Raw genomic sequence first — 12,939 nt, forward strand, 5'->3', positions numbered from 1 at the left:
CTCTGCCGCGGCTGCCGCTAATCGGCAGCCCCCACATATCCGTGCGCGGCCTTGCCCCGCGCACTTGACGCCCTTGCTCGAGCGGCTTCGCCTGCTCTTGCCAAGGCGAGCGCTCCGCCGCGCCTTCGGCCGGGCGGCTCGCGCCCCCGGCCGCTCCGCGGTCAGCGCCTCCGCGCTTCCGCTTCGCGTTTCCTTGCGCGCCGCCATGCTCGGCGCGCTGAACATCTCCGCGGCCGCCCTTGCCAGGGCCGCGATTACCACGATCGCCGCGCGCTTCGCCGCCGCGGCCGCCTTCCTTCCCGCGGCCGCCTTTTCCGCCGCCGCGCCCAACTACCGCGCCCGTGTCCCCGCCGCGGCTGAAACCTCCGCGCTTGCGGCCGCCTCCGTTGCGCGCGCCAAATCCTGCATCCGCTACGCCACGGAAATCGCTGCGCGGCTTCATGTCCACCATCTCGAAATCGATGGTGTAATCGTCCATGTTCACCTGCGCCACGCGGATTTTCACTTCATCGCCGATGCGGTATACCTTAGAGGTACGCTCGCCGATCAGCACCATATGAAGCTCGTGGAAGTGATAATAATCATCCGTCAAACCGCTCAACCGGATAAGGCCTTCCACCGTATTATCCAATTCGACAAACATGCCGAAGCTTGTCACGCTGCTGATAATGCCGTCGAATTCCTCGCCGACTTTGTCCAGCATGAATTCGCATTTTTTGAGCTTATCCGTATCCCGTTCCGCATCGACCGCCACGCGTTCGCGTTCGGAGGAATGCTGCGCGATGTCCGGCATGCGGGCCGCCAGCGCCTCGTTGCGTTTTTCCGGCAATGCCCCGCCGTTCTCGAGAACCTCGCGGATAACCCGGTGAATCACTAGATCCGGATAACGCCGGATCGGCGATGTGAAGTGGGAGTAGAACTCCGCCGCAAGCCCAAAGTGGCCGAGGCTTTCCGCATCGTATTTCGCCTGCTTCATGGAGCGAAGCATCACGGTCGAAATAACCGTCTCTTCCTTTGTGCCGTGGATCTCTTCAAGAAGCGTCTGCAAGGCGCGCGGGTGAACCGAATTGCCCTTGCCCTTTACCACGTAACCGAAGTTCGAAGCGAATTGCATGAAGTGAAGCAGCTTCTCCTGATCGGGATCCTCGTGAATCCGGTACAGGAACGGCACGCGGAGCCAGTGGAAATGCTCGGCTACCGTTTCGTTCGCCGCAAGCATGAACTCCTCGATAATCATTTCCGCAATAGAACGCTCGCGTTTGATAATATCAACCGCCTTGCCTTCCTCGTCGACGATCACTTTCGATTCCTGGAAATCAAAGTCGATGGCGCCGCGCTTCATCCGTTTCTTCCTAAGCTTCATCGCAAGCTCTTCCATCAGCGTGAACATGCCCAGCAGATCGGCATAACGTTCCTTCAGCTCCGTCTCCGGCTCTTCTTCGGTCGCCGTCAAGATCTTGCGCACATTCGTATAAGTCATGCGCTCTTTCGTCTTAATAACGCTCGTGAAAATATCGTGCCGAACGCGCTTCAGCTTGGGGTCAAACTCCATCTCGCAGGAAAGCGTCAGCCGGTCTACCTGAGGATTCAGCGAGCAAATCCCGTTCGACAAACGGTGCGGCAGCATCGGAATAACCCGGTCTACCAGGTAAACGCTGCATCCCCGGCGGAAAGCTTCCTGGTCAAGCTCCGAACGCTCCTTCACGTAGTAGCCGACATCGGCGATATGAACGCCAAGCAGATAGTTGCCGTTCTCCAGCCGCTTCACATGAACCGCGTCATCAAGGTCCTTCGCGTCTTCGCCGTCAATCGTCACAATCACTTCTCCGCGAAGATCGCGGCGGCCTTGTTCAACAATCTCTTCCTCGGTAATGGAGTCCGGAGCCGCCTCGGCTTCAGCCATCACTTCATCCGAGAAGCCTTCGGGCAGCTGATGCTTGCGGATAATGGACAAGATGTCGATGCCCGGATCGTTCTTATGTCCGAGAATTTCGATAATTTCGCCTTGCGCCGCAGACCGTCCTTCCGGATAGGAAGTAATCTTTACGACCACCTTCTGACCGGTTACCGCCCCTTGAAATTCACCCTTCGGAATAAAAATATCCCGGTTAATCCGTTTATCATCCGGAACTACAAAGCCAAATGCCTCATGGCTTTCGAACGTGCCCACTACCTGCGTAACGGCACGCTGCACAATGCGGACGACCTCGCCTTCCATCCGGCCTCCGCCTTCGCTTTGCGAAGTAATGCGCACCAGCGCGATATCGCCGTTCATCGCGCTCTTCTGATCGTTTGCATGTATGTAAACATCAGGATGATCCTTCTCGTCAGGCAGCAAAAACGCGAAGCCCTTCGCGTGCGCCTGGATTTTCCCTCTTAGCAGGTTCATACGCTCCGGAACGCCATAGCGTTCATTGCGCGTCCGAATGACTTTGCCCTCTTCCTCGAGCTGATTAAGCAGCTTCAGGAATTCTTTAAACTCCGCCGCATCGTTAATGCCGAAATGTTGTTCCAGCTCCTGATAAGTCATCGGCTTGTAGGCCGTTTCCCGCATAAAATCAAGCAGTTCCTGCTCTTGCATCATAGTTTTCCTTGTCACCTCATACACCGGAGGCTTTCCCTACCGCCATCCAGCTACCGGTTGATAGATTATCATATACCGTTTAGTATACACGAAATCATTCCTTAGCATCCGTAAAAGACCGGAAAAAACAAAAAAACGGAGGTCTCCCTCCGTTTCTGAGTACGAATCGTAATGATTTACACTTTAACTACGTATGCTACAACCAGCGCCAGGATAAAGAACCCGCTCGCCAGCCCTACTGTCAAACGCTGAAGGAACAAGTCCAAACCGCGCGCCTTCTGCTTACCGAACAAGTGCTCAGCACCGCCAGTAATCGCCCCGGACAATCCAGCGCTTTTCCCTTTTTGCAGCAATACAACTGAGATCAAGCCGATTGCAAAAATAACGAGCAAAATCTTCCAAAAGATTTCCATTTGATCCACCTCCAGCATAGGAGCTCCGTTAAACACATAAATTGATTTTATCATAGGAGGACAAGTAATTCAATAGTTTCAAATTTCGGCGTGAATTCCATTAAACAGCAAAAAAGGCATCCCCTCACCGGGATGCCTTTTTACCTATTGCCAAAAAACTTATTTGAAGTTTTTCAGGTTGTAGAATGCCGATTTGCCTGCATATTGAGCAACCGAACCGAGTTGGTCTTCAATGCGGAGCAATTGGTTGTATTTCGCTACGCGGTCCGTACGGGACGGAGCGCCTGTTTTGATCTGGCCAGCGTTTGTAGCAACCGCGATGTCAGCGATTGTGCTGTCTTCGCTTTCGCCGGAACGGTGGGAGATAACCGCTGTGTAACCAGCGCGTTTCGCCATTTCGATCGCGTCGAATGTTTCAGTAAGCGAACCGATTTGGTTAACTTTAACGAGGATGGAGTTACCCACGCCTTTTTCGATACCATCGGACAGACGCTCCGTGTTTGTAACGAACAGGTCGTCACCAACGAGCTGTACTTTGCCGCCGAGTTTGTCAGTGAGCAATTTCCAACCTTCCCAGTCGTCTTCGGAGCAGCCGTCTTCGATTGTGATGATTGGGTACTTCTCAACCCACGAAGCAAGCAGGTCAACGAATTCCGCGGAAGTGAAGGATTTGCCTTCGCCTTCGAGGTGGTATTTGCCGTCTTTGTAGAACTCAGTGGAAGCTACGTCCATGCCGAGGAATACGTCAACGCCCGGTTTGTAACCAGCACGCTCGATAGCGGAGATGATTGTTGTGATCGCTTCTTCATTGGAACCAAGGTTAGGAGCAAAGCCGCCTTCGTCGCCTACAGCAGTGTTCAGGCCTTTGTCTTTCAGAACCGATTTCAGGTTGTGGAAGATTTCAGCGCCGATGCGAAGAGCTTCTTTGAAGGTTGGAGCGCCAACCGGCAGAACCATGAACTCTTGAACGTCAACGTTGTTGTCCGCATGCTCGCCGCCGTTGATGATGTTCATCATTGGAACTGGCAGCGTTTTTGCGTTGAAGCCGCCGAGGTAAGTGTACAGGGACACGTTCAGCGCGTCAGCCGCAGCGCGTGCAACAGCCATCGATACAGCCAGGATTGCGTTAGCGCCAAGCTTAGCTTTGTTAGGAGTACCGTCAAGCTCGATCATTTTGCGGTCGATAGCTACTTGATCAAGAGCGTCCAGACCGATGATTTCAGGTGCGATAATCGCGTTTACGTTCTCAACCGCTTTTTCAACGCCTTTGCCCAGGTAACGGCCTTTGTCGCCGTCGCGAAGCTCAACAGCTTCGTAAGCGCCAGTGGATGCGCCGGATGGTACGATTGCGCGGCCTTTGCCGCCGGATTCCAGGGATACTTCTACTTCTACAGTTGGATTCCCGCGGGAATCCAGCACTTCACGTGCGTAAACGTCAACGATGATAGACATTTGAGTAACACTCCTTCAGTTAAATTATTTATAGGGTTGAAGCATGGAAAACAAGCTGTATTGATTCTACCTTGAAACTTACTTCTGAATCAATGTTGTACCTGTCATTTCGGCTGGTTTAGCCAGCTGGAGCAAATCAAGAACCGTTGGAGCCAGGTCAGCCAGAATGCCGCCTTCGCGAAGCTCTCCGCCAGCTACCGTAACGATACAAGGAACCGGGTTCGTCGTATGCGCGGTGAACGGACGCCCGTTCTCGTCGAATACCATATCCGCGTTGCCGTGGTCAGCCGTAATGATCGCCACGCCGCCTTTTGCAAGGACAGCTTCCACCACTTGACCCAGACATTCGTCCGTTGCTTCAACTGCTTTGATTGTCGGCTCCAGCATGCCGGAGTGACCTACCATGTCAGGGTTAGCAAAGTTAAGAATGATCGCGTCATGCTTATCGGCTTCGATCTCTCTCACCGCTGCCGCCGCAACCTCGTACGCGCTCATTTCCGGCTGCAGGTCGTAAGTTGCAACCTTCGGCGAATTGATCAGTACGCGAGTCTCGCCCGGAAGCTCAACATCGCGGCCGCCGCTGAAGAAGAACGTGACATGCGGGTACTTCTCGGTTTCGGCAATGCGGAGTTGTTTCTTGTTGTTTTGAACAAGCACTTCGCCAAGGGTATTATCCAGGTTCTTAGGGGAATAAGCCACATAACCGCCGATTGTCTCGCTGAACAGCGTCAGGCAGACAAAATGCAGGTTTTTCGGGCATTTCTCGCCACGGTCGAAGCCGCGGAAATCTTCATTGGTGAATACTTGGCCAAGCTGAATCGCACGGTCGGGACGGAAGTTGAAGAAGACGATGGAGTCTTCCGATTCAACCAGGCCTACCGGCTCATCGTTCTCGCCTACGATAACCGTTGGCATAACGAATTCATCATAAACGGATTTTTCATAGGATTCAACTACAGCCTTGATAGGATCCGTGTATTTAGGACCTTCGCCGTAAACCATGGCGCGGTACGACTTCTCCGTACGCTCCCAACGCTTGTCGCGGTCCATTGCGTAGTAACGGCCTTGAACGGTAGCGATCTGGCCTACGCCCACTTCTTCAATCTTCGCTTGCAGCTGTTCCAGGTAACCCTTCGCGCTGTCCGGAGCAACGTCGCGGCCGTCGAGGAAGGCATGAATGAATACTTCGTTCAGCTCCTCTTTCTTAGCCAGTTCCAGCAGAGCAAACAGGTGAGCAATGTGGCTGTGTACGCCGCCGTCGGACAGCAGGCCGTACAGGTGAAGCTTCTTGCCGTTCGCTTTCGCGTGGCGAACCGCCCCAAGAAGCGTCTCGTTATCGAAAAATTCGCCGTCGCGGATCGACTTCGAGATGCGAGTCAGATCCTGATATACGATACGGCCAGCGCCGATGTTCAAGTGACCAACCTCGGAGTTGCCCATTTGGCCATCCGGCAAACCTACTGCTTCGCCGGAAGCCGTAAGGGTTGTATGCGGATAAGTCGACCAGTAGCGGTCGTAGTTTGGTTTTTTCGCTTGCGCAACGGCATTGCCGGTTACGTCGTCGCGAAGGCCAAAGCCGTCGAGAATAATCAGTGCAACTGGTTTCGGAGCCATCTTACTTGGCCCCCTCAACGAGTGCGATATAGGAAGCAGGTTCAAGCGATGCGCCGCCAACAAGAGCGCCGTCGATGTCCGCTTGTCCCATGTATTCCGCAACGTTGTTAGGTTTTACGCTGCCGCCGTATTGGATACGAACCGCATCAGCCGTTGCCGCATCATACAGATCAGCAACTACGCTGCGGATGTAGCCGATAACGTCCTGCGCGTCTTCGGAAGTCGAAGATTTGCCTGTGCCGATCGCCCAGATTGGCTCATAAGCGATAACCACTTCAGCTGCTTGCGCAGCCGACAGGCCTTGGAATGCCGCTTCGGTTTGCACTTTGCAAACATCCTTCGTTTGGTTAGCTTCGCGCTCTTCGAGCTTTTCGCCCACGCAAACGATTGGCGTAATGCCGTGTTTGAATGCCGCATGCATTTTTTTGTTAACGATCTCGTCGGTTTCAGCGAAGTAAGCACGACGCTCGGAGTGACCGATAATGACGTACTTCACGCCAAGATCCTTCAGCATAACGCCGCTGATTTCGCCCGTGAACGCACCGTTGTCTTCGAAGTGCAGGTTTTGCGCGCCGATTGCGATCGACGTGCCTTTTGCCGCTTCAACAAGCGCCGGAAGAGTAGTGTAAGGAGCGCAAATGACGCTCTCTACGCCAGCAATCTCAGCCTTGCCTTTTACTTCGGAGAAGAACGATACAGCTTCGGAAACGGTTTTGAACATTTTCCAGTTACCTGCAATGATAGGTGTTCTGCTCATCGTATATTCCCTCGTTTCTAAAATTATATATTTCTATCTTATTTATCGTTAAGAGCTACAACGCCCGGAAGTGCTTTGCCTTCCATGAATTCCAGGGAAGCGCCGCCGCCAGTGGAGATGTGATCCATTTTGTCTGCCACGCCGAATTTCTCTGCAGCCGCAGCGGAGTCGCCGCCGCCGATTACCGTGTAACCAGCTGTTTCCGCGCATGCGTTAGCAACCGCACGAGTACCGTGGGAGAATGGTTCGATTTCGAATACGCCCATTGGCCCGTTCCAAACAACCAGCTTGGAGTTTTTGATAACGTCAGCGTAGATCTCGCGAGTTTTAGGACCGATGTCGATGCCTTCCCAGTCAGCAGGGATGCCGTCAACGTCAACGATTTTCGTGTTTGCGTCTTTGCTGAACTCGTCAGTAATAACGATATCAACAGGGATCAGGAAGTTTTTGCCCAGCGATTTTGCTTTCTCGATGAACTCAAGAGCCAGATCCAGCTTGGAGTTGTCAACGAGCGATTGGCCGATTTCATGGCCTTGCGCTTTGAAGAAGGTGTAAGACAAGCCGCCGCCGATGATGATGTTATCAGCGATCTCGATCATTTTATTGATAACGTCGATTTTGTCTTTTACTTTCGAACCGCCAACGATTGCTGTGAAAGGACGCTCAGGGTTGTTCAGCGCTTTGCCGAGAACATCAAGCTCGCGCTCCATCAAGAGACCCGATACCGCAGGCAGGTAGTGCGCAATGCCTTCTGTCGAAGCGTGAGCACGGTGAGCGGCGCCAAACGCATCGTTTACGAACAGATCAGCCAGCTCGGCGAATTGCTTAGCCAGTTCCGGATCGTTCTTTTCTTCGCCCGCATGGAAACGAACGTTCTCAAGCAGGAGTACGTCGCCATTATTCAGCGCGTTAACTTGTGCTTTCACTTCTTCACCAACGGAGTCGTTAGCTTTTACAACCGGTTTGCCAAGAAGCTCGGACAGACGTACGGCAGAAGCTGTGTGACGCAGTTCTTCAACCACTTCACCGTTTGGACGGCCAAGGTGGCTCGCGAGGATTACTTTAGCGCCTTTTTCGATCAGATAGTTGATCGTAGGAAGCGTTTCGCGGATACGCTTGTCGTCAGTAATTTTGCCATCTTCGAGTGGTACGTTGAAATCGACGCGTACAAATACGCGTTTGCCTGCTACTTCTACGTCACGAACACTTTTCTTATTCAATGGTGTTGCCTCCCTGATTATGAAGTTGAAAGCATATATGAGATAAAGCCTATAACAGCAGCAAAAAAGGCGTTCCTTCTCGCAAGAAGGAACGCCTTCGCCTAATATCCACTTAAGTGGAGCCGCAGACTAAGCGTATCCCGGAGCGTCAAGCTCCGGGACGAAAGCGTTCCATGCAATTGTGGAATAGCGTGTGTATCTTACAGACCTTTGCTTGCCACGAATGCAGCGAGGTCAACTACACGGTTCGAGTAGCCCCACTCGTTGTCGTACCAGGAGATAACTTTAACCATGTTGCCTTCTACTACCATAGTCGACAGAGCGTCGATTGTGGAGGAAGCTGGGTCGCTGTTATAGTCGCTGGATACCAGTGGAAGTTCGTTGTAGTTCAGAATGCCTTTAAGAGCGCCTTCGGAAGCTTCTTTCAGAGCTGCGTTAACTTCTTCAACCGTAACGTTAACTTTCAGTTCAGCAACCAGGTCAGTTACGGAAACGTTAGGCGTAGGAACGCGCATAGCCATGCCGTTCAGTTTGCCTTTCAGTTCAGGCAGAACCAGGGATACTGCTTTTGCAGCGCCTGTCGACGAAGGAATGATGTTCTCAGCAGCTGCGCGAGCACGACGCAGGTCTTTGTGAGGAACGTCCAGTACGGCTTGGTCGTTTGTGTACGAGTGAATAGTAGTCATCATACCTTTAACGATACCGAATTTGTCGTTCAATACTTTTGCGAATGGTGCAAGACAGTTCGTTGTGCAAGAAGCGTTGGAGATTACAGTGTGCGATGCAGCATCGTACTTGTCTTCGTTAACGCCCATAACGATTGTGATGTCTTCGTTAGTTGCTGGAGCGGAGATGATAACTTTTTTAGCGCCGCCTTTAAGGTGAAGCTCGGCTTTTTCTTTCGCTGTGAAGATACCAGTGGACTCAACAACGATTTCAGCGCCTACGGAGCCCCATGCCAGGTTCTCAGGGTTACGTTCAGCAAATACTTTGATTTCTTTGCCGTTAACGAGAATTGCGCCTTCTTTTGCTTCAACCGTAGCATCAAGAGTGCCATGAGTTGTGTCATATTTCAGCAGGTGTGCAAGTGTTTTAGTGTCAGTCAGGTCATTTACCGCTACTACCTCAACATTAGGGTTGTTCAGCGATGCGCGGAACACGTTACGACCGATACGACCAAATCCGTTAATACCAATTTTAACCATTTTAAATTCCTCCTAAGCTTTTAAATGACTATGGTATATATTTCAAAACGTTCTGCAGCAGAGCCTGCCGCAAATCGTTAAGATAACGATTGCTGCTGTTCATCGATGATCGCGGACATCTCGAGAGCCGCCGCTTCATCGGTAACAAGTACATCATTGTGCCCAAATTTCATAATGGCTGCTATGGCTTCGCCTTTGCTATGGCCGCCAGCCACTCCTATAACAACTTCAGTCTTCACAATATCCTCGAGTCGTAATCCTACGGTCTGCATTTTGTGAACAACCTCGCCGTTACGGTCGAAATAAAAACCAAAAGCTTCAGCCAATGCGCCATCCGCGGCCATCGCCTTCACCAGTTCAGGATTCAGCTTTCTGCGCCGGGCCATCACCATAGCGTCCCCGATCCCGTGTACGACGATTCGGGCACTCCGGACAACCTCGACTATATCGCGGATATTCGGTTCCTGCATCATGGATGCGTAGGCTTCGTCACCAAGATGATCCGGCACATGGAGCATCCGGTAGTTGGCGCCAGTACGCTTTGCCATTGTGGATGCAATGGTATTGGCTTGATAATCGAGACTTTCGCCAAGTCCGCCTCTCGCCGGTACAAACCAGTTGTTCTTGAGTGGTGTCGTAGAAGTTAATTGGTTAGCTACCTGAGCGATCGTCGTTCCGCCGGTTACGGCCACGACATCGTTTGGCTCCATCACTTTGCGAAGCACCTGGCAGGCTGCTCTTCCAAGCTCCCGCTTCGACTGCTCCGACTCCTCGGAATCGCCTGCTACAACAATGACCTGCGATAATCCGAAGTGACTCCTGATCTTCTCTTCCAGATCGGACAAGCCGAATAACGTCTTGTAGAAGGGCTCCAATTGCTCAAGCAATTGCTTGCCCGCTTCACTGATCCGCATTCCCGCCGTATGAATCTCCAGCAGTCCCTGCGATTTCAGGAAATCTGTTTCCGCCCTCAGCACCCGTTCCGTCATCCCTAAGGAATTGGCGAGCGTCCTCCGGCCGATCAGATCGGACAACATCACTTGGCGCAATATCGAGTATCGCTTCTTCATCACGTCAAGCAAATCTGGGAGAAGCTGCTGCTGCAGCTCAATAATGTGACGCATCCTCTACTTTTCACTCCACCCGTCAATAGGCGTAATGGGCTTTCAGGGGATGGACGTTAAACGTCCCGCATACTCACTTTAAGTCCCACCTCTATTTTAGCTAAAAACAATTCACATGGCAAGTAAGCAATCGCCGATGAAAGCGTTTGTATTCACGATTTGCTCAAATTTATTTTTCTCATCTGTCTTGCTTTCTACAATACAATCGCGTATACTAAGTTTTGCTGTTGCTTTCTTATGCAAATATGCGCCCGTGGTCCAATGGATATGACGTAGGCCTCCGGAGCCTGAGATCTAGGTTCGATTCCTAGCGGGCGCGCCATTCAACTTTACCTTAACGCTATACATAAACAGGAACCGTCCTCGATGAGGACGGTTTTTTTGTTTTTCTCAAAAATTGAGTTTGACTATCTTTGACTTTTGTTTGATCATCCGCTAGAATGGGAATCAGTAATACCATCTTTGCTATTTTGAGGAGGGGACTTGGTTGGATATGAATTTCGTTCCTATGGTTATTGAACAGAGCAATCGCGGAGAACGCGCTTACGACATTTACTCCCGCCTTCTGAAGGATCGCATCATCTTCCTCGGGTCGGGCGTCAACGATGTGGTAGCCAACTCCATTATTGCTCAGATGCTGTTCCTTGCAGCAGAAGATCCTGAGAAAGATATTTCTCTCTACATTAACAGCCCTGGCGGATCCATTACGGCAGGCATGGCTATCTATGATACGATGCAATACATTAAACCCGATGTTTCGACAATTTGCGTCGGCATGGCGGCATCGATGGGCGCTTTCCTGCTCACGGCCGGTGCCATTGGCAAGCGTTATGCGCTCCCGAACAGCGAAGTGATGATTCATCAACCGCTTGGCGGCGCTGAAGGTCAAGCAAGCGATATCGAAATCCGCGCCCGCCGCATTATCAAAATGCGCGATAAGCTGAACGGCATCCTGGCTGAGCGTTCCGGACAACCTCTCGATCGCATCGAGAAGGATACCGACCGCGATTACTTCATGAGCGCGGAAGAAGCTCGTCAATACGGTCTGGTCGATAAAGTCATCGAGCGTATCTAACGCATAAATACAAAAAGCGGCTGAACATGGATTTCCATGAGCAGCCGCTTTCTTTGTCGTTTTCTTAAAAATCAAAGAAAAAAGGACTATCCCATTGTCATTCAAAATGATGACTCGGGACACCCCTCTTTGTCGGTTCTTATTGGTTCTCCAGCTCTTCTTTGCTGACGAGCGCGACTAAAGCGTTTACAGCCTGTTCTGCATCCGAACCCTCTGCGCTGATATGAATCTCTGTGCCCGAGCTGATCGCAAGGCTCATGATACCCATAATGGATTTTGCGTTTACTTTCTTGTCGTCTTTCTCAACAAATACTTCGGAGGAAAATTTGTTCGCTTCTTGAACGAATAATGCGGCAGGTCTAGCGTGCAAACCTGTTTTAAGACGAACGACAACCGGTAGCCTTGTCATGGTAACCATACCCCCTATACTATAATAAGTCTGGCAATTTCGCTTCAGTGCTCAGCCTGACATGACTAATACCTTTAAAATGCAATGTTACACCTTACATAAGACTTTTTGTTCATATTATATCATTATACCATCTGATGCACTAGGTTAAAAGTTTAGCCGTTTCGGATTTTTTCCGCAAGTTCATCAATTTTCCGCAGCCGGTGGTTAACGCCGGACTTGCTTACGGTCCCCTTCAGCATTTCCCCAACTTCCTTCAGGTTCATATCCGGATGCTGGAGCCTGATTTCGGCAACCTCTCTAAGCTTATCGGGAAGATTGTTTAATCCGATTTCCTTTTGCAGCAGCTTGATATTATCGATTTGTCTGACAGCCGCGCCAATCGTTTTGTTCAGGTTAGCCGTTTCGCAATTCACGATCCGGTTAACCGAGTTCCGCATGTCGCGCATAATGCGGACGTCCTCGAATTTGAACAATGCCTGATGGGCGCCAATAATGTTCAGCAGCTCGATAATTTTCTCGCCCTCTTTGATGTAGAACACAAAGCCTTTCTTCCGCTCGATACATCTTGCGTTTAGTCCAAACTTGTTGGCCAGCTCAACCAGCGCCTCGCAGTGCTCTTCGTACATCGACGAAATTTCAAGATGGTAGGAAGAGCCCTCCGGGTTGTTGACCGAGCCGCCGGCCAGGAACGCTCCGCGCAGATAAGATCGTTTGCAGCACGGCTTTTTGATGATTTCTTTATCAATACCCAAGTTAAACACAAAGCCTTCGGATACAATTCGCAGCTCACTTAGTATTTCCTGTACCTTCGTCGGAATTCTGACGATATATACATTATTTTTTTTGAGACGCATTTTCTTACGGACGAGCAGCTCCGTATGCACTTCAAAATGCTTTTTCACCAAGGAATAGATCCGGCGGGCAATTGCTGCGTTTTCGGTTGAGATGTCGAGGACGACTTTGCGGCTGGAGACGCTGACCGAGCCATTCATTCGAATGAGTGCGGACAATTCGGCACGTTCACAGCAGGTATCCGCCTCAACCATCGTCAGCTCTTTCTTCGTTTGGGCCGCAAATGACATC

Annotated in this window: 11 protein-coding genes and 1 tRNA gene; 2 read left to right on the forward strand and 10 right to left on the reverse strand. The window is 51.2% G+C overall.

Annotation, left to right across the window (positions count from 1 at the left end):
- The 8 genes from rnr to PGL01S_RS28005 all read right to left on the reverse strand — a co-directional run.
- Positions 1-2,584 (reverse strand): ribonuclease R (rnr, locus tag PGL01S_RS27970; protein WP_127498580.1); only part of this gene is annotated, 2,584 nt, incomplete at its 3' end.
- Between the two features lie 176 nt (positions 2,585-2,760).
- Positions 2,761-2,997: a preprotein translocase subunit SecG gene (gene secG / locus PGL01S_RS27975; RefSeq protein WP_116394246.1), complete on the reverse strand. Its 237-nt coding sequence runs from the start codon at positions 2,995-2,997 to the stop codon at positions 2,761-2,763.
- 159 nt (positions 2,998-3,156) lie between these two features.
- The gene (gene eno, locus PGL01S_RS27980; RefSeq protein WP_116394247.1) at positions 3,157-4,449 is read right to left on the reverse strand and encodes a phosphopyruvate hydratase; all 1,293 of its coding nucleotides are present in this window, start codon (positions 4,447-4,449) and stop codon (positions 3,157-3,159) included.
- A 78-nt stretch (positions 4,450-4,527) separates the two neighbouring features.
- Positions 4,528-6,063, reverse strand: a complete 1,536-nt coding sequence (gene gpmI / locus PGL01S_RS27985) for a 2,3-bisphosphoglycerate-independent phosphoglycerate mutase (protein WP_127498583.1) — start codon at positions 6,061-6,063, stop codon at positions 4,528-4,530.
- A gap of 1 nt (position 6,064) precedes the next feature.
- Positions 6,065-6,820 (reverse strand): triose-phosphate isomerase, encoded by a 756-nt coding sequence (tpiA, locus tag PGL01S_RS27990; RefSeq protein ID WP_127498586.1) that lies wholly within the window; start codon positions 6,818-6,820, stop codon positions 6,065-6,067.
- 38 nt (positions 6,821-6,858) lie between these two features.
- Entirely contained in the window at positions 6,859-8,040 is a 1,182-nt protein-coding gene (locus PGL01S_RS27995; protein WP_127498588.1) for a phosphoglycerate kinase, read from the reverse strand.
- 200 nt (positions 8,041-8,240) lie between these two features.
- Positions 8,241-9,245 (reverse strand): type I glyceraldehyde-3-phosphate dehydrogenase, encoded by a 1,005-nt coding sequence (gap, locus tag PGL01S_RS28000; RefSeq protein WP_127498591.1) that lies wholly within the window; start codon positions 9,243-9,245, stop codon positions 8,241-8,243.
- A 77-nt stretch (positions 9,246-9,322) separates the two neighbouring features.
- Entirely contained in the window at positions 9,323-10,369 is a 1,047-nt protein-coding gene (locus tag PGL01S_RS28005; RefSeq protein ID WP_116394252.1) for a sugar-binding transcriptional regulator, read from the reverse strand.
- 247 nt (positions 10,370-10,616) lie between these two features.
- On the opposite strand from PGL01S_RS28005, the gene PGL01S_RS28010 reads away from it, so the two are divergent.
- Together PGL01S_RS28010 and clpP are read left to right on the forward strand one after the other, a co-directional pair.
- Positions 10,617-10,691: transfer RNA gene (locus PGL01S_RS28010), tRNA-Arg, on the forward strand.
- Positions 10,692-10,862: 171 nt separating this feature from the next.
- Entirely contained in the window at positions 10,863-11,444 is a 582-nt protein-coding gene (gene clpP, locus PGL01S_RS28015) for an ATP-dependent Clp endopeptidase proteolytic subunit ClpP (RefSeq protein WP_174806616.1), read from the forward strand.
- Positions 11,445-11,583: 139 nt separating this feature from the next.
- On the opposite strand, the gene PGL01S_RS28020 is transcribed toward clpP, so the two are convergent.
- Positions 11,584-11,853 (reverse strand): HPr family phosphocarrier protein, encoded by a 270-nt coding sequence (locus PGL01S_RS28020; RefSeq protein WP_012772176.1) that lies wholly within the window; start codon positions 11,851-11,853, stop codon positions 11,584-11,586.
- 155 nt (positions 11,854-12,008) lie between these two features.
- On the reverse strand, positions 12,009-12,938 hold the full coding sequence (gene whiA / locus PGL01S_RS28025) for a DNA-binding protein WhiA (RefSeq protein WP_116394254.1): 930 nt from the start codon (positions 12,936-12,938) through the stop codon (positions 12,009-12,011).
- Position 12,939 lies beyond the last annotated feature (1 nt).

The organism is Paenibacillus glycanilyticus NBRC 16618, assembly GCF_004000805.1.
Taxonomy (GTDB): domain Bacteria; phylum Bacillota; class Bacilli; order Paenibacillales; family Paenibacillaceae; genus Pristimantibacillus; species Pristimantibacillus glycanilyticus.

What these genes read in the sequence shown, in the direction of transcription:
- secG (WP_116394246.1), bottom strand. Translation starts at nt 2,997, where the DNA reads ATGGAAATCTTTTGGAAGATTTTGCTCGTTATTTTTGCAATCGGCTTG.
- eno (WP_116394247.1), bottom strand. Translation starts at nt 4,449, where the DNA reads ATGTCTATCATCGTTGACGTTTACGCACGTGAAGTGCTGGATTCCCGC.
- gpmI (WP_127498583.1), bottom strand. Translation starts at nt 6,063, where the DNA reads ATGGCTCCGAAACCAGTTGCACTGATTATTCTCGACGGCTTTGGCCTT.
- tpiA (WP_127498586.1), bottom strand. Translation starts at nt 6,820, where the DNA reads ATGAGCAGAACACCTATCATTGCAGGTAACTGGAAAATGTTCAAAACC.
- gap (WP_127498591.1), bottom strand. Translation starts at nt 9,245, where the DNA reads ATGGTTAAAATTGGTATTAACGGATTTGGTCGTATCGGTCGTAACGTG.
- PGL01S_RS28005 (WP_116394252.1), bottom strand. Translation starts at nt 10,369, where the DNA reads ATGCGTCACATTATTGAGCTGCAGCAGCAGCTTCTCCCAGATTTGCTT.
- clpP (WP_174806616.1), top strand. Translation starts at nt 10,863, where the DNA reads ATGAATTTCGTTCCTATGGTTATTGAACAGAGCAATCGCGGAGAACGC.
- PGL01S_RS28020 (WP_012772176.1), bottom strand. Translation starts at nt 11,853, where the DNA reads ATGACAAGGCTACCGGTTGTCGTTCGTCTTAAAACAGGTTTGCACGCT.
- whiA (WP_116394254.1), bottom strand. Translation starts at nt 12,938, where the DNA reads ATGTCATTTGCGGCCCAAACGAAGAAAGAGCTGACGATGGTTGAGGCG.